The sequence below is a fragment of the Streptomyces sp. NPDC038707 genome (assembly GCF_040636485.1).
In the GTDB taxonomy this organism is placed as follows: Bacteria; Actinomycetota; Actinomycetes; order Streptomycetales; family Streptomycetaceae; genus Streptomyces.
The window spans coordinates 38,154-60,613 of the sequence record NZ_JBEZUP010000010.1 but is presented as its reverse complement, the minus strand read 5'-3'; the positions used below and the strand labels follow the sequence as shown (position 1 = coordinate 60,613).

General features: G+C 72.3%; 22 protein-coding genes. 10 read left to right on the top strand and 12 right to left on the bottom strand.

The genetic code is table 11. The features are described from left to right. Positions 1-23: 23 nt before the first annotated feature. From AB0E62_RS16000 to AB0E62_RS15965, 8 genes are all read right to left on the bottom strand, one after another. Positions 24-641: a Uma2 family endonuclease gene (locus tag AB0E62_RS16000; RefSeq protein ID WP_362192993.1), complete on the bottom strand. Its 618-nt coding sequence runs from the start codon at positions 639-641 to the stop codon at positions 24-26. 90 nt (positions 642-731) lie between these two features. Next, positions 732-1,478 carry a TetR family transcriptional regulator gene (locus AB0E62_RS15995; RefSeq protein WP_362192990.1) on the bottom strand — a complete coding sequence of 249 codons (747 nt, stop codon included), beginning with the start codon at positions 1,476-1,478 and terminating at the stop codon, positions 732-734. A gap of 50 nt (positions 1,479-1,528) precedes the next feature. Next, positions 1,529-1,939: a VOC family protein gene (locus AB0E62_RS15990; protein ID WP_362192987.1), complete on the bottom strand. Its 411-nt coding sequence runs from the start codon at positions 1,937-1,939 to the stop codon at positions 1,529-1,531. Between the two features lie 88 nt (positions 1,940-2,027). Continuing rightward, positions 2,028-2,807 carry a succinate dehydrogenase iron-sulfur subunit gene (locus tag AB0E62_RS15985; protein ID WP_289969371.1) on the bottom strand — a complete coding sequence of 260 codons (780 nt, stop codon included), beginning with the start codon at positions 2,805-2,807 and terminating at the stop codon, positions 2,028-2,030. Continuing rightward, positions 2,807-4,561 carry a succinate dehydrogenase flavoprotein subunit gene (sdhA, locus tag AB0E62_RS15980; protein WP_362192984.1) on the bottom strand — a complete coding sequence of 585 codons (1,755 nt, stop codon included), beginning with the start codon at positions 4,559-4,561 and terminating at the stop codon, positions 2,807-2,809. The genes AB0E62_RS15985 and sdhA overlap by 1 nt, the downstream gene beginning before the upstream one ends. A gap of 19 nt (positions 4,562-4,580) precedes the next feature. After that, positions 4,581-5,063, bottom strand: coding sequence for a succinate dehydrogenase hydrophobic membrane anchor subunit (locus AB0E62_RS15975; protein WP_362192981.1), 483 nt, complete (start codon positions 5,061-5,063; stop codon positions 4,581-4,583). Between the two features lie 5 nt (positions 5,064-5,068). Continuing rightward, complete coding sequence (gene sdhC, locus AB0E62_RS15970) at positions 5,069-5,449, bottom strand: succinate dehydrogenase, cytochrome b556 subunit (protein ID WP_362192978.1); 381 nt, start codon at positions 5,447-5,449, stop codon at positions 5,069-5,071. Positions 5,450-5,629: 180 nt separating this feature from the next. Further along, complete coding sequence (locus AB0E62_RS15965; RefSeq protein ID WP_362192975.1) at positions 5,630-6,178, bottom strand: 2-oxo-4-hydroxy-4-carboxy-5-ureidoimidazoline decarboxylase; 549 nt, start codon at positions 6,176-6,178, stop codon at positions 5,630-5,632. A 221-nt stretch (positions 6,179-6,399) separates the two neighbouring features. On the opposite strand from AB0E62_RS15965, the gene AB0E62_RS15960 reads away from it, so the two are divergent. The 5 genes from AB0E62_RS15960 to AB0E62_RS15940 all read left to right on the top strand — a co-directional run bounded on the left by AB0E62_RS15960 (position 6,400) and on the right by AB0E62_RS15940 (position 11,511). After that, the gene (locus tag AB0E62_RS15960; protein WP_362192972.1) at positions 6,400-8,016 is read left to right on the top strand and encodes a family 20 glycosylhydrolase; all 1,617 of its coding nucleotides are present in this window, start codon (positions 6,400-6,402) and stop codon (positions 8,014-8,016) included. Positions 8,017-8,320: 304 nt separating this feature from the next. After that, entirely contained in the window at positions 8,321-8,632 is a 312-nt protein-coding gene (locus AB0E62_RS15955) for a hypothetical protein (protein ID WP_362193478.1), read from the top strand. A gap of 149 nt (positions 8,633-8,781) precedes the next feature. After that, a complete protein-coding gene (locus AB0E62_RS15950; protein ID WP_362192969.1) occupies positions 8,782-9,405 on the top strand; it encodes an RNA polymerase sigma factor in 624 nt (207 codons plus the stop codon). A 283-nt stretch (positions 9,406-9,688) separates the two neighbouring features. Further along, positions 9,689-10,351, top strand: a complete 663-nt coding sequence (locus tag AB0E62_RS15945) for an RNA polymerase sigma factor (protein WP_362192966.1) — start codon at positions 9,689-9,691, stop codon at positions 10,349-10,351. Then, entirely contained in the window at positions 10,351-11,511 is a 1,161-nt protein-coding gene (locus AB0E62_RS15940) for a hypothetical protein (RefSeq protein WP_362192963.1), read from the top strand. The genes AB0E62_RS15945 and AB0E62_RS15940 overlap by 1 nt, the downstream gene beginning before the upstream one ends. Positions 11,512-11,723: 212 nt before the next feature. Here AB0E62_RS15940 and AB0E62_RS15935 read toward each other — a convergent pair whose 3' ends face one another. Then, positions 11,724-12,617 carry a L,D-transpeptidase family protein gene (locus AB0E62_RS15935; protein ID WP_362192960.1) on the bottom strand — a complete coding sequence of 298 codons (894 nt, stop codon included), beginning with the start codon at positions 12,615-12,617 and terminating at the stop codon, positions 11,724-11,726. A 387-nt stretch (positions 12,618-13,004) separates the two neighbouring features. Between AB0E62_RS15935 and AB0E62_RS15930 the strand changes: the two genes are divergently transcribed. Continuing rightward, positions 13,005-14,594 (top strand): methylmalonyl-CoA mutase family protein, encoded by a 1,590-nt coding sequence (locus AB0E62_RS15930; RefSeq protein WP_362192957.1) that lies wholly within the window; start codon positions 13,005-13,007, stop codon positions 14,592-14,594. Positions 14,595-14,708: 114 nt separating this feature from the next. Then, positions 14,709-15,359, top strand: coding sequence for a leucine efflux protein LeuE (gene leuE, locus AB0E62_RS15925; protein WP_362192954.1), 651 nt, complete (start codon positions 14,709-14,711; stop codon positions 15,357-15,359). A gap of 2 nt (positions 15,360-15,361) precedes the next feature. Here leuE and AB0E62_RS15920 read toward each other — a convergent pair whose 3' ends face one another. Beyond that, a complete protein-coding gene (locus AB0E62_RS15920; RefSeq protein WP_362192951.1) occupies positions 15,362-16,738 on the bottom strand; it encodes an FAD-dependent monooxygenase in 1,377 nt (458 codons plus the stop codon). A 71-nt stretch (positions 16,739-16,809) separates the two neighbouring features. Here AB0E62_RS15920 and AB0E62_RS15915 point away from each other — a divergent pair, with 71 nt between their 5' ends. The 3 genes from AB0E62_RS15915 (at position 16,810) to AB0E62_RS15905 (ending at position 19,907) form a co-directional block, all read left to right on the top strand. Continuing rightward, positions 16,810-17,460 (top strand): TetR/AcrR family transcriptional regulator C-terminal domain-containing protein, encoded by a 651-nt coding sequence (locus tag AB0E62_RS15915; protein ID WP_362192948.1) that lies wholly within the window; start codon positions 16,810-16,812, stop codon positions 17,458-17,460. A 114-nt stretch (positions 17,461-17,574) separates the two neighbouring features. Further along, positions 17,575-18,561, top strand: a complete 987-nt coding sequence (locus tag AB0E62_RS15910) for a glycosyltransferase family 2 protein (protein ID WP_362192945.1) — start codon at positions 17,575-17,577, stop codon at positions 18,559-18,561. Next, positions 18,558-19,907, top strand: a complete 1,350-nt coding sequence (locus AB0E62_RS15905; RefSeq protein WP_362192942.1) for a polysialyltransferase family glycosyltransferase — start codon at positions 18,558-18,560, stop codon at positions 19,905-19,907. The genes AB0E62_RS15910 and AB0E62_RS15905 overlap by 4 nt, the downstream gene beginning before the upstream one ends. An 89-nt stretch (positions 19,908-19,996) precedes the next feature. Here the strand turns inward: AB0E62_RS15905 and AB0E62_RS15900 are convergent, their stop codons facing one another. Then, positions 19,997-21,349, bottom strand: coding sequence for a polysialyltransferase family glycosyltransferase (locus AB0E62_RS15900; RefSeq protein WP_362192939.1), 1,353 nt, complete (start codon positions 21,347-21,349; stop codon positions 19,997-19,999). Beyond that, entirely contained in the window at positions 21,349-22,329 is a 981-nt protein-coding gene (locus AB0E62_RS15895; protein ID WP_362192936.1) for a glycosyltransferase family 2 protein, read from the bottom strand. Before AB0E62_RS15895 ends, AB0E62_RS15900 begins: the two co-directional genes overlap by 1 nt. Between the last annotated feature and the right edge of the window lie 131 nt (positions 22,330-22,460).

Here is a 22,460-nt window from a genome sequence, read left to right as displayed (position 1 = left end):
TCGGGATGCTGCGGCTGATCCGCTCAGTCGGACTTCTTCTGACCGGCCCTGACGATCTGCTCCACGTCGAGGACGACCTCGGCACCGACCGAGTCGGGCAGCGTGACGCTCTCGCCGGGGGCGTGCACGCGGTGGCTGGTGTACTCGCTCCCGTCGGGGTCGGTGAGCACGTGGAGTCGCTGGTGCTTGCGGTCGACGACCACATAGACCGGCACCTTGGCCTCGGCGTACGCGCCGACCTTGGTCTTGAGGTCGTCCCGCCAGTTAGTGGAGGTGACCTCCAGGACGAGGCGGAAGCAGACCGGGTCGTAGGCGTTGTTCTCCATGTGGTGATCGTCGATGTCGGCGTCCACGACCACGAGATCGGGGATGCAGTAGTCCTCGGCGCCGGTGGGGAGCTTGATCGCGACGTTCTGGGCAACCTTGCTCTCATGACTGTGCAGTCCTGCGGCAAGGAACGGGACCATGAGATCCGTCAGAACGAAGGCGTGCGGGGCATCCGGTGAAGGGGTCACGAGGAGGTGGCCTCCGATGATCTCGACGCGGTAGCCCGGATGGCGCTCCATGATCTCGTCGGCGATGGCCGTCAGGGAGAACGGCTCGTCGGCGTCGAAGGGCTGCTCGACGGATGCAGCGGACATCGCGTGCCTCCTAGGGGCCGGTGTCGAGAGCATCATCGTAGGCAGTCCCCGGACCACGTGTCCCGTTCCCGCGCCTTCACCCGGAAGTGATCACCCGCTCTCCCGGCCCCCGCGCCCCGGGTCCGGCAGGACCTTCGTCATGCCCGGCAGGAAGTCCGTGAACAGCTCGTGGACCTCCATGACCAGCGGCCGCAGCACCCGGAAGCGGGCCAGGGCCACCCCGCGCGCGGTCAGCCGGGCCCCGCGCCGGGCCAGCCGGTAGCTGCGCTCGCGGTTCTCCGTGCGGTCGAAGATCCAGTACAGCACCAGGCCCATCTGCGAGAGCCACATCAGCTCCGGCAGGACGTCCCGCAGTTCCGGGGCCACCTTGGACTTCGAGCCGGCCAGCACCTCCCGGTGCACGCTGATGGCCTGCTCGCGGGCGTGCTCGCTCTCCGGGGAGAAGGGGCTGAGCGGGCTGTCGGGGTCGGCGGCGTTCTTGAAGAACTGGACCGCGAACTCGTGGTACGGCCGGGCGATGTCCAGCCAGGCGGTCAGCACCCCCGCGAGCCGCGCCTCCAGGTCGGTCTCCCGCTCCAGCACCGACCGGACCGCCGCCTGGTGCTCGGCGGCGATCCGGTCGTAGAACCCCTGGATCAGGTGTTCCTTGCCCTCGAAGTAGTAGTAGGCGTTGCCGACGGAGACCCCGGCCTCCTTGGCGATGGCCCGCATGGTCGTCTTGTCGTAGCCGCGCTCCTGGAACAACCGCATCGCGGTCTGGAGGATCAGCGCTCGGGTCTGCTCGGACTTGCTGCTCTGGGGGCCGGCCGCCTCGGGGCCGTCGTTCTTCGCGGGCACGGCAGGAGCCTAACGAGTGGCGGCCGGGGCCCCCGCCCGGGACGCATGGCTCAGCTCCTGCGGGCCAGGGCCGGGCGCTTGGAGTAGTCCGTGAAGCCCAGGAGGTTGCCCCAGGGATCGGCGATCTCCACGGTCCAGCCGGTGACGCCCTGGCTGATCTCGTCCAGCGGCGGGATCCCGGCGGCCGCCAGCTCCCGTGCCGCCGCCCGCGCGTCCGGCACCTCCAGCCAGACCCGTGGCGCGGGCCAGTGCGGCGACCGGTGCCCGAGCCCCTCCTCGGCGCGCAGCAGGATGCCGGGGGTCTCCGCACCGACCTTCAGCAGCGCGATCCCGGCCTCGTCCAGCCGGTAGCCCACGGTGAACCCGGCCCGCTCGTAGAAGGCGACGGCCTCGCCGAGGTCGCCGACGGGGAGCAGCACGTTGTCGAAGCCGAGCAGTTCGTACGACTCTTCGTCTGACATGTCGTCACATTAGGATCCCGGCCCCCGGGAAGCGAGGAGCCCCACCGCAGCGGACCGCGGTGGGGCTCGGCGAGGCTGCCTCGGCAGGTCAGTAGCGGCGCGTGATCAGGGCGCGCTTGACTTCCTGGATGGCCTTGGTGACCTCGATACCGCGCGGGCAGGCGTCCGTGCAGTTGAAGGTCGTACGGCAGCGCCACACGCCGTCGCGGTCGTTGAGGATCTCCAGGCGCTGCTCGCCCGCCTCGTCACGGCTGTCGAAGATGAAGCGGTGGGCGTTCACGATCGCGGCCGGACCGAAGTACTGGCCGTCGTTCCAGAACACCGGGCAGGAGGAGGTGCAGGCCGCGCAGAGGATGCACTTCGTCGTGTCGTCGAAGCGCTCGCGGTCCTCGGGGGACTGGAACCGCTCACGGGTGGGCTCGTTCGTCTCCTTGACGACCAGGAACGGCATGACGTCCCGGTACGCCTGGAAGAACGGCTCCATGTCCACGACCAGGTCCTTCAGGACCGTCAGGCCCTTGATGGGCTCGATCGTGATCGGCTTCTCGGGGTTGATGTCCTTGATCAGCGTCTTGCAGGCGAGGCGGTTCTTGCCGTTGATCCGCATCGCGTCCGAGCCGCAGATGCCGTGCGCGCACGACCGGCGGAAGGTGAGGGAGCCGTCGATGTCCCACTTGATCTTGTGCAGACCGTCGAGGACCCGCTCCTTGGGGTCGATCTCCAGCTGGAAGTCTTCCCAGGTCGCCTCCGCCGAGACCTCCGGGTTGAACCGGCGGACACGGAAGGTGACCGTGATGTAGGGGGAGTCGGCGAAGCCGGGCTCGGGCCGGCCGGCCGCGTCCGCCTTGTCCAGAACAGGGGTAGCCATCAGTACTTACGCTCCATCGGCTGGTAGCGGGTCTGGACGACCGGCTTGTAGTCGAGACGGACGGTTTCCGAGCCGTCGGCGCCGACCTCGCGGTACGCCATGGTGTGGCGCATGAAGTTGACGTCGTCGCGGTTCGGGTAGTCCTCGCGGTAGTGACCGCCGCGGGACTCCTTGCGGGCGAGGGCCGAGACGGCCATGACCTCGGCCAGGTCGAGCAGGTTGCCCAGCTCGATCGCCTCAAGGAGGTCCGTGTTGAAACGCTTGCCCTTGTCCTGGATCGCCACGTTCTTGTAGCGCTCCCTGAGCTCGGCGATCTTCTCGACCGCCGTCTTGATCGTCTGCTCGGTGCGGAACACCATGACGTTGGCGTCCATGGTCTCCTGCAGCTCGCGGCGCAGGGTCGCCACCCGCTCGTTGCCGGTGGAGGTGCGCAGCCGCTCGATCTGCTCGACGACGAACGACTCCGGGGCGTCCGGCAGCTCGACGTAGTCGGCCTTGGCCGAGTACTCGGCGGCGGCGATGCCCGCGCGGCGGCCGAAGACGTTGATGTCCAGCAGCGAGTTGGTGCCGAGCCGGTTGGCGCCGTGCACGGAGACACAGGCGACCTCGCCGGCCGCGTACAGGCCCGGGACGACCGTGGTGTTGTCCGCCAGGACCTCACCCTCGACGTTCGTCGGGATGCCGCCCATCGCGTAGTGCGCGGTCGGCTGGATCGGGATCGGGTCCGTGTACGGCTCGATGCCCAGGTACGTCCGCGCGAACTCGGTGATGTCCGGCAGCTTGGCGTCCAGCTGCTCCGGCGGCAGGTGGGTCAGGTCCAGGTACACGTGGTCGCCCTCGGGACCGCAGCCGCGGCCCTCGCGGATCTCCGTGTAGATGGAGCGGGACACGACGTCACGGGACGCCAGGTCCTTCATGACGGGAGCGTACTTCTCCATGAAGCGCTCGCCGTCCTTGTTGCGCAGGATGCCGCCCTCGCCGCGGGCGCCCTCGGTGAGCAGGATGCCCATGCGCCAGATGCCGGTCGGGTGGAACTGGAAGAACTCCATGTCCTCCAGCGGGATCCCGCGCCGGTAGACCGCCGCCTGCCCGTCACCGGTGAGGGTGTGGGCGTTCGACGTCACCTTGAAGAACTTGCCGCAGCCGCCGGAGGCGTAGATCACGGCCTTCGCCTGGAAGATGTGGATCTCGCCGGTGGCCAGCTCGTACGCCACCACGCCGGCGGACTTCTTGACGCCGTCGACCTCGGTGATCAGCTGGTCCAGGACGTAGAACTCGTTGAAGAACTCCACGCCCTCCTTGACGCAGTTCTGGTACAGCGTCTGGAGGATCATGTGGCCGGTGCGGTCCGCGGCGTAGCAGGACCGGCGGACCGGGGCCTCGCCGTGGTTGCGGGAGTGACCGCCGAAGCGGCGCTGGTCGATGGTGCCGTTCGGGGTCCGGTTGAACGGCAGGCCCATCTTCTCCAGGTCGAGGACGGCGTCGATGGCCTCCTTCGCCAGGATCTCGGCGGCGTCCTGGTCGACCAGGTAGTCACCGCCCTTGACCGTGTCGAAGGTGTGCCACTCCCAGTTGTCCTCCTCCACGTTGGCGAGCGCGGCGGCCATGCCGCCCTGCGCGGCGCCCGTGTGGGAGCGGGTGGGGTAGAGCTTGGTCAGGACCGCGGTGCGGCTGCGCTTCGTCGCCTCGATGGCGGCGCGCATGCCCGCGCCGCCGGCGCCGACGATGACGGTGTCGTACTTGTGGATCTTCATGATTCTCGCAGCCCCGTGCCTAGCGGATGTTCGGGTCGAAGGTGAAGATCACCAGCGTGCCCAGCAGGATGGTGAACACCGTGGCGGTGTAGAGCAGGGCCTTCAGCCACAGCCGGCTGCTCGGCCGCTCGGCGTAGTCGTTGATGACCGTGCGCAGGCCGTTGGCGCCGTGCAGCATCGCCAGCCACAGCATCACCAGGTCCCAGACCTGCCAGAACGGGGACGCCCAGCGGCCGGCCACGAAGGCGAAGCCGATCTTGGAGACGCCGCCGTCCAGCACCAGCTGGATCAGCAGGTGGCCGAGGACGAGGACGACCAGCACGATGCCGGACAGGCGCATGAACAGCCACGCCGCCAGCTCGAAGTTGCCCCGGGTCGACTTCGGGGACTTCTTGGTGCGCTTGCGCGGGGCCTCGATCAGCGGGGCCGGGTGGTCGACGGTGTAGACGGGGGCGCCCTCGACGGGGCCCACTCCCGAGGCCGTGGTTTCAGTCGTGGACATCGGCGTCAGCTCCCAAAGAGGACACGGTAGGCGTGGCCGAGAACCGGGTAGATCGCGCCGATCATCAGGACGAACCAGGCGATCATCACGGTCCAGAACATCTGCTTCTGGTAGCGCGGGCCCTTCGACCAGAAGTCGACGGCGATGACCCGCAGGCCGTTGAGCGCGTGGAAGAGGATGGCGGCGACGAGGCCGTACTCCAGCAGCGCGACGATCGGCGTCTTGTACGTGGCTACGACCTTGTCGTAGTCCTCGGGGGAGACACGCACGAGAGCGGTGTCCAGCACGTGAACGAACAGGAAGAAGAAAATGAGGACGCCGGTGACTCGGTGAGCCACCCAGGACCACATTCCTTCCCGGCCGCGGTACAGCGTTCCAGCCGGCACGGAAGAACCCTCCGGGAGCGGGGACTAGGGCCGCGCCGGCTTCTCTGTCGGTCGGGCCCGGCCGGGTACGGTCCACCGGCCCCCAGCATCGTAGCGAGGCATCGCGCTCTGCCTTACGGGGGGCCTACCGGTGTGATCAAAGTGGCACGCGGTTGGGCTAGCCCGGTGCGGTGTGCCCTCTTATCTGCCGGGTGCGGGCGCGTTGTGGCTGGTCGCGCGATTCATCGCACCCCTGAGATATGTCGCGATCCTCCCTTTCGCGAGGCGCCGGAGCTGCTCCGCCGCCACCACCCGCTCGTCCTCCGGATCGTTCGCCAATCGTGATCGGATGGCCTGGAGGATGTGGTCGATGACCTCGTCCGGGGGGATGTCGCCCAGGTAGATGATGAAGGTGTGGCCGAACCGGGCCTCGTAGGCGGCGTGGGCGGCGCCGAGGGCCGTGTGGGCCGCCGAGTACGTGTCCTCGGGGAGCTCGGGCAGGCACTCGCCGGCCAGGGCCTCGGCGAGGTCGGCGGGGGAGAGGTCGTACGTCGCCTCGTCCGCCGCGGCCAGCAGGGAGTCCAGGTCGGGGTAGGGCCGGTGCGCGGCGATCCGGTCGGACCAGCGGGGGCAGCGCAGGCAGCGCAGGAGAAGGGCGCGCGCCTCGTCGGCGGACGCGGTGTTGAAGGCGTCGAGCGGCTTGGGGAGGTACGGCAGGGGATGGGTGGGCAGCGTGGGTCCTCGCGTCACTTGTGGTGCGGAAGGGGATTCTGTGAAGGATGTGGGTGTCGTCAGGTTATCGAGCGTGGTCGTACGGTGTCCGAGCGATAACGGAATTTCACTCGAACGGCAGAGTTTCGCTTCGTCCGGCTGACCGCTGATCCGGGGAGCGGTCGTACGTTGGCAGGGTGACCCAGCACAGGCACAGGCGCCGGAAGCCGGCGCGGCAGGTGATACGGAAGCGGGCGGTGATGGCCGCCGTGTTCGCCGGGACGGTCGCGCTCGGCACGGGCGTCGGCCTGTGGGCCTCGGCGGACGACGGCGGCGCGCCGCCCGGACCGGGCGCGCGGGAGCCCTCGTCCGGCCGGGTGACCGGCACCGGCACCGGTCCCACGGCCCCGAAGACCCCGTCGGCGGCGCCGAGCCCGAGCCGGTCGTACCCGCTGTCGCGGGCGCCGCGCACGATCCCCGCGGTCCGCTCGCACACCCCGGCGCGCGGCCCCGGCTGGCGGCCCCGGCCCGGCGCGCGGGTGGTGGTGGCCGATCCGGCACTGGCCGACGAGGGGCGGCTGACCGCCGGGGAGCTGGGGCTCGCGTACGCGGGGCGGAGCGACGACGTACGGCCGGGCGACGTGCGGCTCGCGCTCGGCGGCGGGGGCGGGGGCGGGAATCCGGAGTCGTACACCCTGACCGTCCGGGACGGGCGGGTCGACATCAGCGGCCCCGGTGAGGCCGGGGTCTTCTACGGCACCCGCACCCTGAAGCAGGAGGTCAGCGGCGGCGGCACGGCACCGGAGGGCGTCGTGCGCGACCGGCCGGCCAAGCCGGTGCGCGGGTTCACGCTGGACATCGCGCGCAAACCCTTCTCCGCGGCCTGGATCGAGGACCGGATACGCGAGCTGGGGGACCTGAAGTTCAACGAGCTGGGCCTGCACTTCTCCGACGACCAGGCCTTCCGGATCGAGTCCGCCAGCTACCCCGAGATCGTCTCCGCCGACCATCTGACCAAGGCGCAGGTCAAGGAGATCGTGGCGCTGGCGGACAGCCGGCACATCACCGTCGTCCCCGAGATCGACTCCCCGGGGCACCTGGGCGCGGCCCTCGCCGCCCACCCCGGCCTGAAGCTGCGCAACGCGAGCGGGACGGTGACCCGCGGCGCGGTCGACATCTCCGAGGACGCCTCGGCGAAGCTCGTGGACGACCTGCTGAACGAGTACGCCGGACTGTTCCGCGGCGGCCGGTGGCACCTGGGCGGGGACGAGTACCAGGCGCTGACCGTGCGGGACCCGCAGGCGTCGTACCCGCAGCTGGCCGCCGCCGCACGGCGGAAGTACGGCCCCGGCGGGACGGTCGCCGACCTCGCCACCGGCTGGCTGGACGACCGCGCCGCCACCGTCCGCGCCCACGGCACGACCGTACGGGCCTGGAACGACGGCTTCTTCCGGGGCACCTCCGTGTCGCCCGACCCGTCCCTCCAGGTCGCCTACTGGACCGGCAAGGAGATCGGCGCCCGGCCGCCGGACGAGTACCTGAGCGCCGGCCGCAAGCTGATCAACTACAACGACGAGTTCCTCTACTACGTGCTCGGCCAGCCGCAGACCTTCGTCTACCCGACCGGCCAGCGGATCTACGAGCAGTGGACCCCGAGGGTGGTGCGCGGCACGACCGCCGTGCCCGCGCGCTACGACGGGCAGATCCTCGGCGGCTCGTTCGCCGTGTGGGGCGACTTCCCGCACGCGCAGACCGAGGCCCAGGTCGCCGCCGGGATCCGCATGCCGCTGCGGGCCACCGTGCAGAAGCTGTGGGACCCGGGCCGGCCCGCGCTGTCCTGGACCGACTTCCGGAAACTGGCGGACCGGCTGGGCTGAGCGCGGGCACCGGGGTCCGGTGGTGTGACCTTCGTGCGGTGGAGGTGGGGCGGTCCTGCGGCGGTTGGCGAAACGTTTGCGAAGCCTGCCGGAACCCGGTGACGCAACCCCGCCCCGGGCCGCTCTCCCCTATATGACAGCCCACGTGACAGCCGATGCGACAGCCCGTGTGAACGCTTGGAACGCGCCTGTGACAGGCGCTGCGACAGCCCGCCCGGACGCCCGGTACGGGCCGGCACGCCGGGAGACCCGGCCGCACCCCGCGGCACGCCCCGCGCGCTGGGCGGCGGACGCGGTGGCGGCGATGCGCGAGGGCGCCCGGGTGCGGCTCGACTACTCGGCGCGGAGCCTGCGGCGGGTCGACCGGATGATCGAGGAGATACGCCGGGAACGACCGCCGTACGCGGCCGTCCGCAGCGTCCTGCGCGGCTTCGGCGCCTACGCCGGCGAGGTCATCGTCCGCCAGACCGGCGCCGAGTGGTGGGCGACGGGCGGTGAGCACTGGGTGCGCACCCCCGACGGGCGGCTCTGGGACCCCATCGACGAGGCCCGCCGCTGCTACGGCGGCCACGGCTCGCTCCGGCTGCTGTGCCGGGACGCGACCGCACCCGCCTGAGGCCACCGGCCCGGGCGCCGCCGGGCTGTGACACTTCGGCCGGGGCCGACGCTGATGATCGTGAAGGGCGACCGACACGGCCGGAACGTGTCGCGCCGTGCGGCAGGCGCCACGCAGTGGCCAGGAACTCGGCACGAACGAGGACGGTCTTGGGCCAGGGAGTCGGACCCCGCCGCCCGCAGCCGCGGGACGGGGAGCTGGGCGCGGCCGTCGCGCGGGCCCAGGACGGCGACGAGACCGCCTTCGCGGTGGCCTACCGGATCGTGCACCCCGGACTGCTCGGCTATCTGCGGGGCCTGGTCGGCGAGGAGGCGGAGGACGTCGCCTCCGAGGCCTGGCTGGAGATCGCCCGGGACCTCGGCCGGTTCCGGGGCGACGGGGCGGGCTTCCGCGGCTGGACCGCGACCATCGCCCGGCACCGCGCGCTGGACCATCTGCGCCGGCAGCGGTCCCGGCCCCGGCCCGCGCCGCTGGAACAGGACGCGCTGGAACTGCCCGGCCGGCACAGCACCCATGACCAGGCGCTGGAGACGCTGTCCACCGAGCGGGCGCTGGAGCTGGTGCGGGCGCTGCCACGGGACCAGGCCGAGGCGGTGCTGCTGCGGGTGGTCGTCGGCCTCGACAGCCCGGCCGCCGCCCGCGTCCTCGGCAAACGCCCCGGCGCGGTCCGCACGGCCGCCTACCGCGGCCTGCGCCGCCTGGCCCGCCACCTGACCACCGACACAGCACGGCACCCCAGCCCCGGGACCGGCGCCGAGCACCCCCACGACTGACCGGAACGGGGGCGTGCGCACGACCCCCACAAGGCAACGACCGGGGCCGCCACCCCCCACAGGAGAGGCCCCGGTCGTCGCGTGGACGGGTCGCGTGCGGCCCGTACTCTCTTCAGCGCCGTGCGTGCGGTTTGTGTCACACCCGGCCACACCATGTCCTCACCGTGCGCACATCCGAGCCCGGTCACGAGTCAGTTGCATCTTCTACGGACATGGACGAGCGGCCCTTTCACGCCGTAACGTGCCATTCGCGCCGACCGAAGACAGGCGTAAAGGGAGTACGGTGCTGGGGGACGACGCGGAGCTGACCGCCGCGGTGCGCGCGGCACAGGGCGGGGACGAGACCGCGTTCCGCACGATGTACCGCGCGGTGCACCCCCGGCTGCTGGGGTATGTCCGCACCCTCGTCGGCGACTCGGACGCCGAGGACGTCGCCTCCGAGGCCTGGCTCCAGATCGCCCGTGACCTGGACCGCTTCAGCGGCGACGCGGACCGGTTCCGCGGCTGGGCCGCCCGGATAGCCCGCAACCGCGCCCTGGACCACATCCGTATGCGCGGCCGGCGTCCCGCCATAGGCGGCGACGAGACCGAGCTGACCGGCCGGCCCGCCGAGTCCGACACGGCGGGCGAGGCCATCGAGGCCCTGGCCACCGACAGCACCCTGTCCCTGATCGCCAAGCTCCCGCAGGACCAGGCCGAGGCCGTCGTCCTGCGCGTGGTCGTGGGCCTGGACGCCAAGACCGCCGCCGAGACGCTCGGCAAACGCGCGGGCGCCGTCCGCACCGCCGCGCACCGAGGTCTGAAGCGGCTCGCGGAGCTGATCGGCGCGGATCCGGAATCGGCGGGCGGACTCGACGCCCTCCCGCCACAGCGAGAACCGCGCCGCGGCGCGGTGACGTCCGCAACTGTGACGCATACGCGTTCGCGGACGCAGAAGGACATGTGATGGCCGACGAGCAGGACAAGTGGCTGGACCGTGCGACGGCGGAACGTCTGCTGCGCGGCGAGCCGCTGGAAGCCGTCGACCCCTGTGCCCGTGACCAGGCCGAACGCCTCTCCCGGACGCTCGGCGCACTGGCCGCCGGGGCGGCCCCGGCCACCGGCGAACTCCCCGGCGAGCAGGCGGCCCTGGCCGCGTTCCGCAAGGCCCGCGAGGCCGCCGAGGCGGAGCGCACCGCCGCCGCGCACGCCCCTTCCGCCGCCCGCGCGCCGGCGCTCGGCGCCGGCGTCGCCCCGCTCCGTACCGCCGCCCCGGCCCGTACCGGAATCCCCGCCCGGCGCCCCCGCGGAATCCGCCCGGCGCGCCTCGCGCTCGCCGCCGCGCTGGCCGTCGGCACGCTCGGCGGGGTCGCCGTGGCCGCGGGCAGCGGAGCGCTCCCGACGCCGTTCGGCGACGATCACCCCCGCCCCACCGCCTCCGCCGCCCCGGGTACGACCACCGGCCGGCCCCTCGCCTCCCCGCCCCCACGGTCCGTCCCGGACGCCGTGGCGGGCACCGGCGCCCCGCACGCGGCGGGCACTCCCGGCGGCCGTGCGGAGGAAAGCCGGGAAACCGGCCCCGGCGGGACCCGCGGGCCGGGCGACGGAGCCGGGCGCCGTACCGCGCCCGGCTCCGGCACCTCCTCCGCGCCCCCGGGCACCGGATGGCTCCGCGACGCCGACGCCTGCCGCGCCCTGCGGGACGGCAAGGGCTTGGACGCGGGCCGCCGACGCGCCCTGGAGCACCTGGCGGGCGGCTCCGCCCGCGTGACCCGGTACTGCGAGGTCCTGCTGACCGCCGGCGGCCATGCCTCCGGCACCGGGCAGGAGCACGGACAGGGAGAGGGGCAGGGGCAGGGACAAGGACAAGGGCACGGACAGGGACAAGGACGCGGGCAGGGGCAGCGCGGGGGCACCGGGAAGGGCGATGACGCCAAGCCCGACACGCCTGACAAGGCCAATAAGCCCAGCAAGGCCGATAAGCCCAGCAAGGCAGATAAGCCCGACAAGTCTGGCAAGCCTGGGAAAGCCGGCAAGGGGGGTACCGGGGGTGGTGGTGGGGCCGCCGACCCGGATCCCGGTCGCGGCGGCGGGCGCCGCAGCGGCGTCACGCACGCCGCGCGCTGATCGCACCGCCCTCACCCGTCTGACCTGCACTTCTGTGAGTGGAAAAAATTTTTCGGTGCCAGGTGTGACGTTTTTGGAGCCCGTGACGCAGTACTGAGTGAGCCGACTGGTCATCGGCCGTCGCACGGAGCCGGGGTTCCCCCCGTACCCACGGCACGTGCACCTGGCGCGGGCGGGACACGTTCCCCCGGTCCCGCCCGCGCCCCGCAGCCTCACCGCGAGATGACGACCTTGTCGCCGACCTTCACCTGGGCGAACAACCGTGCGATCCCCGCCTCGTCCCGCACGTTGACGCAGCCGTGCGACCCGCCCGCGTAGCCACGCGCCGCGAAGTCGGCGGAGTAGTGCACCGCCTGGCCGCCGCTGAAGAACATCGCGTACGGCATCGCGGAGTGGTAGAGCGTCGACACATGGTGCCGTGACTTCCAGTAGACCTTGAACACACCTTCCCGGGTGGGCGTGTACTGGGTGCCGAACCGGACGGACAGCGTGTCGACCGTGCGTCCGTCGATCATCCAGCGCAGGGTCCGGCTGGTCTTGTCGATGCACAGCACCCGGCCGGTCAGACAGCGCGTGTCGGGCGCGGCGGCCGGCTGTCCGCCCATGAGGTACAGCTCCCAGTGGGACGGCCGGTGCGTCATGGCGAGCAGCCGCTGCCAGGTGACGGTGTCCAGCCTGCCGGTCGGCGGCAGCCCGCGCTTGCCCTGGAAGCCCCTGACGGCCTGCTCGGTCCGCGGGCCGTACGTCCCCGTCGGCGCGGCGGACAGCCAGCCCACCTGGCGCAGCCGTGCCTGGAGTTCCCGTACCTCCGGCCCGCTGCTCCCGTGCGCCCACAGCACGCGGGGCGGGGGCGCGGGGGGTGCGGTGGGGGTGTCCGGGGCGGGGACGGTGGCGCGCGGGGGTGAGGTGCTGGGTGTGGTGGTGGGTTTGGTCCCCGCCATCCCGGTGGGCGCGGGAGCGGGGCTGGAGGGTAACTGGATGCGGACCGGCAGGCCGCGCTTGGCGTCGGGATCCTGCGGCTGCACGGTGCAGCCGGCCAGGGCGGCGAACGCGGTGAACGCGGCGGCCGACGCGAGCAGGGCGGCGGGTCTCCCCGTAATCCTCATGCCGGGGATGCTTCCCCGCGCGACCGCCGCCGAACTCCGTTCGCGCCGCGAGCGACCCCTGGGGCACGTTTCCCGCCGGTCCGGCAAACCGCCGGACCGCCGGACCGCCGGACCGCCGGACCGCTGTCCGCCCGGCCGCGAGGGCCGGCCGGCGGACCGCCCGGCTGTGACGCCCGTCTGGTCAGCCGTCCACCGGACCGCTGACCGTCCGGCCGCAGGGCCGTCGGCCCGTTGTCCGCCTGAGCGCCGACCGCCCGACCGCTGACCGCCCGCCCCCCTGACCGTCCCGATCGCCGCAGCCGTCCACCCGGCCGTCGTCCCCCGCGTGACCGTAGCCGGGTGGCGCGGCATGGTGGAGGGAGGGTGGGGTGCACCGCGGAGGCAGCCATGGCACGTGAGTCGGAATCGGGTCTGCCCATCGAGCCGGTCTACGGTCCGGCAGGGCTGGCCGGCTGGGACCCGGAGCGGAAGCTGGGCGAACCGGGCGCGTACCCGTTCACCCGCGGAGTCCACCCGACCATGTACACCGGCCGTCCCTGGACCATGCGCCAGTACGCCGGTTTCGGCACCGCGGCCGAGTCCAACGACCGCTACCGCCGGCTGATCGCCCACGGCACCACGGGCCTGTCCGTGGCCTTCGACCTGCCCACCCAGATGGGCCACGACTCCGACGCCCCCCTGGCGCGCGGCGAGGTCGGCAGGGTGGGCGTGGCCGTCGACTCGGTGGAGGACATGCGGGCGCTGTTCGACGGCATCCCGCTGGACCGGGTCTCCACCTCCATGACGATCAACGCCCCGGCGGCCGTCCTGCTGCTCCTGTACCAACTGGTCGCCGAGGAGCAGGGCGTCGGCGCGGACCGGCTCACCGGCACCGTCCAGAACGACGTGCTGAAGGAGTACATCGCGCGCGGCACGTACATCTTCCCGCCCGGGCCGTCCCTGCGGCTGACGGCGGACGTCTTCCGCTACTGCGCCGACGCGATCCCGAGGTGGAACACCATCTCGGTCTCCGGCTACCACATGGCCGAGGCGGGCGCGTCCCCCGTGCAGGAGATCGCCTTCACCCTCGCCGACGGCATCGAGTACGTCCGTACGGCCGTGGCGGCCGGCCTGGAGGTGGACGACTTCGCGCCCCGCCTCTCCTTCTTTTTCGTGGCCCGTACGACGCTGCTGGAGGAGGTCGCCAAGTTCCGCGCGGCGCGCCGGATCTGGGCGCGGGTGATGCGGGAGCAGTTCGGCGCGCGGAACCCCAGGTCCTGGATGCTGCGCTTCCACACCCAGACGGCCGGGGTCCAGCTGACGGCCCAGCAGCCGGAGGTGAACCTGGCCCGGGTGACCGTCCAGGCCCTGGCGGCCGTCCTCGGCGGCACCCAGTCCCTGCACACCAACTCCTTCGACGAGGCGCTCGCGCTGCCCACCGAGAGGAGCGCGCGGCTGGCGCTGCGCACCCAGCAGGTGCTGGCCCACGAGACGGACGTACCGGCGACCGTGGACCCGTTCGCGGGCTCCTACGCCGTCGAGCGGATGACGGACGACGTGGAGGAGGCCGCGCTGGACCTGATGCACCGGGTCGAGGAGCTGGGCGGGGCGGTCGCGGCGATCGAACGGGGCTTCCAGAAGGCCGAGATCGAGCGGAACGCGTACCGGATCGCCCGGGAGACCGAGTCCGGGGACCGGGTGGTCGTCGGGGTCAACCGGTTCCGGCTCGACGAGCCCGGCGAGGAGGCGCCGTACGTGCCGTCGCGGGCCGACCCGGCCGTCGAGTCCCGGCAGTGCGAGCGCCTGGCCCGGCTGCGGGCCGGCCGGGACCGGCGGGTGGTGTCGGCGGCGCTGGACGCGCTGCGGGCGGCGGCCGAGGGGGAGGACGACGTCCTGTACCCGATGAAGGAGGCGCTGCGGGCCCGGGCGACGGTGGGGGAGGTGTGCGGGGCGCTGCGGGAGGTCTGGGGGAGCTACGTACCGCCGGACACCTTCTGAGCGGGGTGCCGCACGTCCCGGACGCCGTACGGCCCTGTCCTGACCGGCGTGCCCCGCGTACCGTCCTTCGGACCGTCCGGGTCCGTTGTCGTACCCCCGTGCGACACTCCCTCCATGTTCGGCGTCATCGACCTCCCCACGTATCTCGCGGGCCTGATCCTGATCGTGCTGCTGCCCGGCCCCAACTCCCTCTACGTCCTGTCCGTCGCCGCCCGCCGTGGCGTGCGGGCGGGGTACACCGCGGCGGCGGGCGTGTGGTGCGGGGACACCGTGCTGATGACCCTGTCCGCCGCCGGGGTGGCCTCCCTGCTCCAGGCCAACGACCTGCTGTTCGGCATCGTGAAGTACGCCGGCGCCGGCTATCTGTCCTGGCTGGCGGTCGGCATGCTGCGGGCGGCCCGGCAGATGTGGCGGACCCGCCGCGAACCGGCCGCCCCGGTCACGGCGGCGGAGAAGGCCGCCGACGAGCGCCCGTTCCGCCGTGCCCTCGTCGTCAGCCTCTTCAACCCCAAGGCGATCCTGTTCTTCGTCGCCTTCTTCGTGCAGTTCGTGGACCCGGGGTACGCCTACCCGGCCCTCTCCTTCGTCGTCCTCGGCGCCTTCGCGCAGGTCGCCAGCTGTCTCTACCTCAGCGCGCTGATATTCGGCGGCACCCGCCTCGCCGCCGCCTTCCGCCGCCGCAAGCGCCTCTCGGCGACGGCCACCTCGGCGGCGGGCGCCCTGTTCCTCGGTTTCGCGGTCAAGCTGTCCCTGGCGAGCGCGTGACGCTACGGCGCCGTCAGGCCGCCCACGCGTGAGGCGTAGTCCGGCAGGCCCCCGGTGGTCTCGCCGGCCCAGCCCACATAACCGTCCGGCCTGATCAGGAAGATGCCCGGGCCGTAGGACTCCGGGGCCGACGGCAGCGACCGGACGCCCGGCAGGGACGCGCCGAGCAGGGTCCAGTGCGGCCCGCGGAGCACGTCGAACAGCCGGACGCCGTCCACCCTGCCGTCCGGGGCCCGGTCGCCCGCGCGCGGCCCGGCCGGGGCGGTACGGCTCTCCACGCTCAGCGACGACTCCCGGTAGCCCAGGTTCAGCTGCACCGTCGCCGCGCCGCGCCGCACCTCCCCGCGGTGCACCGCCGTGGACAGGCCGAGCACGCCGGCCGCGGTGGCCCGGCGCTCCTCCTCGTAGGTGTCCAGCAGCTCGTGCGGCGCCCCGCCGCGCAGCACCGCTCCCAGCTTCCACCCCAGGTTGTAGGCGTCCTGGACGCTGGTGTTCAGGCCCTGGCCGCCCGCCGGCGAGTGCACGTGGGCCGCGTCGCCGGCGAGGAAGACCCGGCCCACCCGGAACCGGTCCGCGAGCCCGGTGCGCGACCGGAAAGCGGAGATCCACCGCAGTCCGGTCACGCTGTCGGCGTCCAGGTGGGTGAAGGCGGCCACCAGCGACCGGACGCCGTCCAGGGCCGGCTCCGGTCCGGTGTCCTCCGGGAGGCGTGCCTGCAGCTGGAAGTCGTCCGTGCCGGCCAGCGGACACAGCGCGAGGCCGATGTCCCCGGCTCTGCGGAACATGTGCCAGTGGTCCCGGTCGAGGCCCTTGACCTGGACGTCCGCCACCAGGAACGAGGCCGGGTCCACCGTCTCCCCGGCCATGTCCACGCCGAGCGCGCGCCGGACCGTCGAGCGTCCGCCGTCGGCCGCCACCACGTACGCCGCGCGGAGCGCCGTACCGTCCGCGAGGCGCGCGGTCACGCCCTCCGCGTCCTGCGCGAGGCCGGTCACCTCGTGGCCGAAGGCGACCTTGCCGCCCAGCGCGGTCAGCCGGGCGTGCAGGATCTCCTGGGTCCGCCACTGCGGGATCATCAACGGCTCGGTGTACGGCGTGCCCTCGTCCGCCGGGACCGGGTCGAACATCGGCTCCGCGCCGAGGGGTTCGCCGTCCTGCCAGACCAGCCGGGGCGGGTAGGGACCGCCGGCCGCGCGGGCCTCGGCCAGGACACCGAGGTCGTCGAAGAGCTCCTGGGTGCGGGGCTGTATCGCCTTGCCGCGGGAGCCGGGGAACAGCCCGTCCGCCCGCTCCACGACCAGCGCGTCGACCCCGCGCCGGGCGAGGTCGATACCGAGGGCCAGACCCGTCGGGCCCGCCCCCACGATCAGGACATCCATCCCGAATCTCCTTAACGTTGTTAAGTGCCGTCGTCCGTGAGGGTGCCCTTAACGGCGTTAAGCTGTCAAGTGTGAAGGCTGAGAAACGCACACCCCTGGACCGCGGGCGAGTCGTCGGCACGGCGCTGCGGCTGCTGAACGAGGTCGGCCTGGAAGGGCTGACGCTCCGGGCCATCGCGCGCGAGCTGGACGTGAAGGCGCCCGCGCTGTACTGGCACTTCCGGGACAAGCAGGCGCTGCTGGACGAGATGGCCACGGAGATGTACCGGCGGATGGCCGCCGGGGCCGCGCTCGACCCCGCCGACACCTGGCGGGAACGCCTGCTGAAGACCAACCGGGGGTTGCGCGGCGAGCTGCTCGGTTACCGCGACGGCGCCCGGGTCTTCGGCGGCTCGCGCTTCACCGGCACGGAACACGCCCCTGAACTGGAGGCGAACCTGCGGCTGCTCACGGAGTCCGGCCTCACCCTCGCCCAGGCCGTCCACGCGGGCCGCACGACGCACCTGTACACCCTCGGCTTCGTCGCCGAGGAACAGGGGATGCGGCCGTTCCCGGACGAGGGCCGCGAGGGGTACGACCTCGGGGAACGCACCCGGCGGCTGGCCGCCTACCCACTGGCCGCCGAGGCCGGGAAGCTGCTCTTCGACGACTACGACCAGCAGTTCGAGGAAGGGCTGGCGCTGCTGATCGCGGGCATCGGGGCGCGGTACGGGATCGGCTGAACGGGGACAGCCGCCACCCCGCGTTCACCCGGCGTTCCGGTGGAAGTCGCTCCGTGGCGGCGAGCGCTTCCTACGGTCACAGCGACCCGCCCCTGAGAGAGCCCAGGTGTCCGCGTGACCAACCGTTCCCCGAGACTGTCGGTGATCATCCCCTGCTTCAACGTCGAGGGGTATGTCCCGGAGACGGTCGCCAGCTGCGTCCACAACGCCCGTGACGACTTCGAGTTCCTGTTCGTCGAGGACCGCTCGACCAAGGACCACACGTACGAGGCGCTGCTGGAACTGACCAAACGGCTGCCGAACAGCAGGGTGATCCGGCACGAGCAGAACGGTGGACTCGCCACCGCGCGCAACACCGGCATCGACGCGGCGGAAGGCCGCTACCTCACCTTCCTCGACGGCGACGACTGGCTCGCCCCCGGCTATCTGGCCGGTCTGGTGGACTGGATCGAACGGCTGGACGTCGACTTCGTCCGCACCGACCACGTCCAGGTGACCGGCGTCAACCGCACGGTCCACCGGGCCCCGGAAGGCCGCCGGCACATCCCGCTCGACCCCCGCGACTCGATCCTGCCGGTGGACGTCACGACGATGGTCGACTACCCCTACGCCTGGGCCGGCGTCTACCACCGCCGCCTCCTCGACCGCGGGATGCTGCGCTTCCACGACGGGCTGCGCACCGCCGAGGACCGGCCCTGGATCTGGGACCTGCACCGCCGGGCCGACTCCTACGCCGTCGCCGGTCTGCGCGGCGTCTTCTACCGCAGGGGCGTCGCCACCTCGCTGACCCAGATCGGCGACGTGCGCCAGCTCGACTTCTTCCGCTCCTTCGACCTCGTCCTCAGCGAACTCGCCGCGGACCCGGAGGCCGGCCGGCTGCGCAAGAAGGCACTGCGCAACTACTGCGTCGTCATCGCCCACCAGCTCCTCCAGCGCGACCGGTTCGAGCGCAGCGTCGCCGCCGAGCTGCGGCAGCGGGCCGCCGACGCACTGGGCCGGATGTCGGAGGAGGAGCTGACCGAAGCCCTCTTCGGCATGGGGGAGAAGCGCGTCGACGTCCTGCGGCGCATACGCGGCGGCATGAAGGGAGTCGCGGCATGAGCGGCACCACCCAGATATTCTTCTCGGCCACCCAGTACGCGGCGGCCACCGTCACCGCCGCCCTGCGCGCCGGACTCTTCGGCCCCCGCTCCGAGCACCGCCGCATCCTCGTCGTCAGCAACACCGCCGCCGTGCCCGAGGTCGGCACCCCGCTGGACCGGATGGCCGGATTCGAGCGAATACGGCCCGAGTTCGACGAGGTGCGCTCCTGGAACGAGTTCATAGCGCCGCACCACCCGGCCGGCTGGTCACCGCGCGGCCAGGACCTGGTGATGTGGGAGAAGGCCGTACGCCTCGCCTGGAACCTCGGTGACGAGCCGGTCGAGATCGCCTGCGAGTCGATCCAGGCCAACCCCTCCCGCGCGGTCGCCGACATCTTCGCCGACAGCCCGGTCCACGTGTACGCGGACGGCCTGATGAGCTACGGCCCCACCCGCAACCGCATCCCGCACGGCCTGAGCAGCCGCATCGCCCGGGTGCTGCACCTCGACCTGATACCCGGGCTGCGCCCGATGCTCCTGACCGAGTACGGGGTCCGGCCCGAACCCGTGCCGAACGAGGCCATCGTGGACGTCCTCGCCCAGATCGGCGAGGAGGGCGCCGGCATCCTCGCCGACCGACTCCCCGCCGAGGGCCGGCCCACCGCGGTGCTGCTCGGCCAGTACCTGTCGGCCATCAACCTGATCACCCAGGAGGAGGAGGAGGAACTCCACGTCCGCATGGTGCGCGCCGCCGCCCGCGCCGGACACCGCGCCGTGCTCTTCAAGCCCCACCCCAGCGCGCCCGCCGTCTACAACACCTCGCTGGAGGCGGCGGCGGAAGAACTCGGCATCCGGCTGACCGTCCTGAGCGAACCCGTGCTCGCCGAGACCGTCTTCGCCCACCTGAAGCCGGAACTGGTCATCGGCTGCTTCTCCACCGCGCTGATGACGGCCGCCGCCTTCTACGGCATCCCGGTCGCCCGGGTCGGCACCGAACTGCTCCTGGAACGCATCGCGCCGTACGAGAACAGCAACCGCATCCCGCTCACCGTCATCGACGCCGCCCTGCCCGACGCGGAACGCGACGCCATCGGGACCCCGCTGTCCCTGGACGCGCTGGGCGGGGAACTGGGCCCGCTGGTGCGCACCGTCGGCTACTGCATGCAGTCCCGCAAGCACCCGGAACTGCGCGAGGAAGCCGCCGCCTGGCTCGCCGCGCACCCCGCCGACCACCAGCGGTACTTCAAGAAGCGCCGCCTGACCAGCCTGCGCCTGCCCGGCGGCAGCCCCGTACGGGCCGAGGCGCTGCGCCGCCACCCCGCCGTGCGCAAGGCCGTGAAGCAGATCCGCGCCCGCCGGCGGTAGACGGGCCGGCCGGTGACCCGGATGAGGCCCCCGCCCCCTGGAACGAGCCGGGGGCGGGGGCCTGCGCGTGTCCGGGCGGGCCGGAGGGCTCAGCGCCGGGTGCGCGGCGAGAGCGACCGGGCCCGGCGGGCGAGCCGGCGCACGGTGGCGTTGCGCGGGATGAACGCCAGCTGGGCGGGCACCGCGCCCGGCAGGGCCAGCGCGGTCAGCCGGCGGCGCTTGAAGTAACGCCAGGTGTCCGCGTCGAGGTGCCGGGCGAGGTAGTTCTCGGCGGCCCCCCGCAGCCCCGGATAGATCTTCGGCTGCATGGCGAAGCCCACCGCCGTCAGCAGCGCGGCCAGTTCGTCCACCCGCTCCCGTGCGGGCGGGCGCCGGCCGGACACCGCACCGGCGTCACCGAGGTCGGGCAGCAGCGCGTCGGCGATGGTGACCGGGACCCGGTTGCTGTTCTGGTAGGGCGCGAGCCGGGCCAGGAGCGTGTCCGTGCCGACCCGGGCGACGGGCAGGTTGTAGAACGTGGCCGCCGTGAACAGCGCGGTGGAGAAGCAGCCGACGACCAGCGCCGGACGCAGCCGCTGGTAGGCCACCTCGGCGAGCACGGGCACGTCCAGCAGGACGAGTTCGGCGCCGAGCCGCTCCGCCTCCTGCTGGAGCAGCCGCGACCAGCTGGCGGGCGCCACCGGGTGCGGCTTGAAGACCAGCCGGCGGTGGCCGAGCGCGACCGCGCCGCGCACCATCCTCAGGTGCAGCTCCTCCTCCTCGGCGGCGGTCAGGATGTCCAGCGCGGAGAGGTACTGGCCGAGGAGCAGGGCGGGGCGCGGCTCCCCGCTCCCCGGCAACTCGGCCTCGTCCTCGGCGAGTTCCCCGATCACCTTCAGGAACGCCTCGGTGGGCACCAGCTCCGGGCGCACCCCGAACTCGGTGAGCAGCAGCGGGGTCAGGCCGGGGACCAGGTCCAGGTGGAGCAGGCGTTCGATGCGCGTGCCGACCAGCGGGTCGATCTTGTCGCGGGTGGGGCCGTAGCTCATGAGGCCGTCGGCGTAGACCTCGACGGGGGCGCCGGTGAACAACTGGCACAGTGCGAGTGCCGGGTTGACCTGCACCGACTCCACGGTCAGCCGGACCCGGTCGTCGCCCAGCCCCCACAGCAGCCGCACGTACCGCTCCCACATGGGGACGTCGTTGGCGCGCGGGCCCCAGCCGCTGGGGTGCAGGGGCGCGATGGTCTCGTTCCAGGAGAGCACCCCGTCGAAGCGGTCGCCGATGGGCCCGAAGCCCGGCATCCGGTCCACGGACGGCGTGGTCTCCGGATTGGCCGCGTTGTTGGTGATCAGCAGCAGCCGGCGGTCGGCCGGCCCGAACAGGCCGGCGTCGAGGGCGGCGGCCAGGGTCGCCGCCCCGTACAGCGTCGACGCGCAGAAGATGTGGGTGGTGCGGGGCATCAGGCCGTCACCGTCCGGGCGGCCGTGGGCCGGCGCCGCAGCCGCCGCAGCCGGCCCGCGCGCTGCGCGTCCATCGAGTCCATGACCTGCGCCAGCACGTCCTGCGGAAGTCTTCTCAGCGCGGCTGCGCTCAGCGAACGCAATTGTCGGGCCACGGCGGGTTCGAACCTCTCGATCGCTCCGAGATGATGGGCCATGATGGCGCAATAGGTGCGCACGGCCTTCGGCAGCAGCTTATCGGCCTCGGGATCCCGCGCCGTTTCCTCGATCACCTGGTCGAACGCGCGAATGAAATCCAATTGCCGGACGTCGCCGATCTGGGTGAGCGACGAGGCGACACCGCGCCGGTAGTACACGCCGAGCAGGCCGAGCGCGGCGAAGGATTCCGCCTCCCGGTGCAGTTTCCAGATCCACGGCCGGTCCTCGGCGGTGCGCAGCCCGTGGGTGAAGTGCAGCAGGCCCCGGTCGACCAGCCGGCGGTGGTAGATGCCCGCCCACGCGTACGCGTAGTCGACGGAGGTCGAGCGGTCGGCGGGCAGGATCGCCTCCCGCGGGTTCAGCACCACATCGCGGCGGCCCTGCGGGACCCGGTGGATCGCGCGCGCCCGGCCGGTGCACTGGACGTGGTCGGTGCGGATGAAGTCGCAGCCCAACTCGTCCATCGCGGCGACCAGTTGCGGGTAGTAGCCCGGGGCGAGCCAGTCGTCGCCGTCGAGGAAGGTCAGGTACTCCCCGCGGGCCCGGTCGATGCCGGTGTTGCGCGCGGTGGCCAGCCCCCCGTTCTGCTCGTGTCTGACCAGGACCGCGCCCGGCAGTTCACGTTCCGCGCGGGCGAGGATCTCCGGTGTCTCGTCGCGCGAACAGTCGTCTACGAGAATGAATTCGAAATCCTCACGTGTGTTCGCACGCAGGCTCTTCAGCGTGTCTGGCGCGTACTGCTGGACGTTGTAGAAGGGCACGATGACCGAGAGCTTCACCACGCGGACGACGGTAGAGGGCGGCCCGGCCCGCATTCTGGCCGACTGCTTGATTCCAGGTGAACTGCGCGTGGCAATGCCGTGAACCGCGCCGGATTTCTGCCCGGCCGGCCCCCGATTCGCCTCCTGGAGAG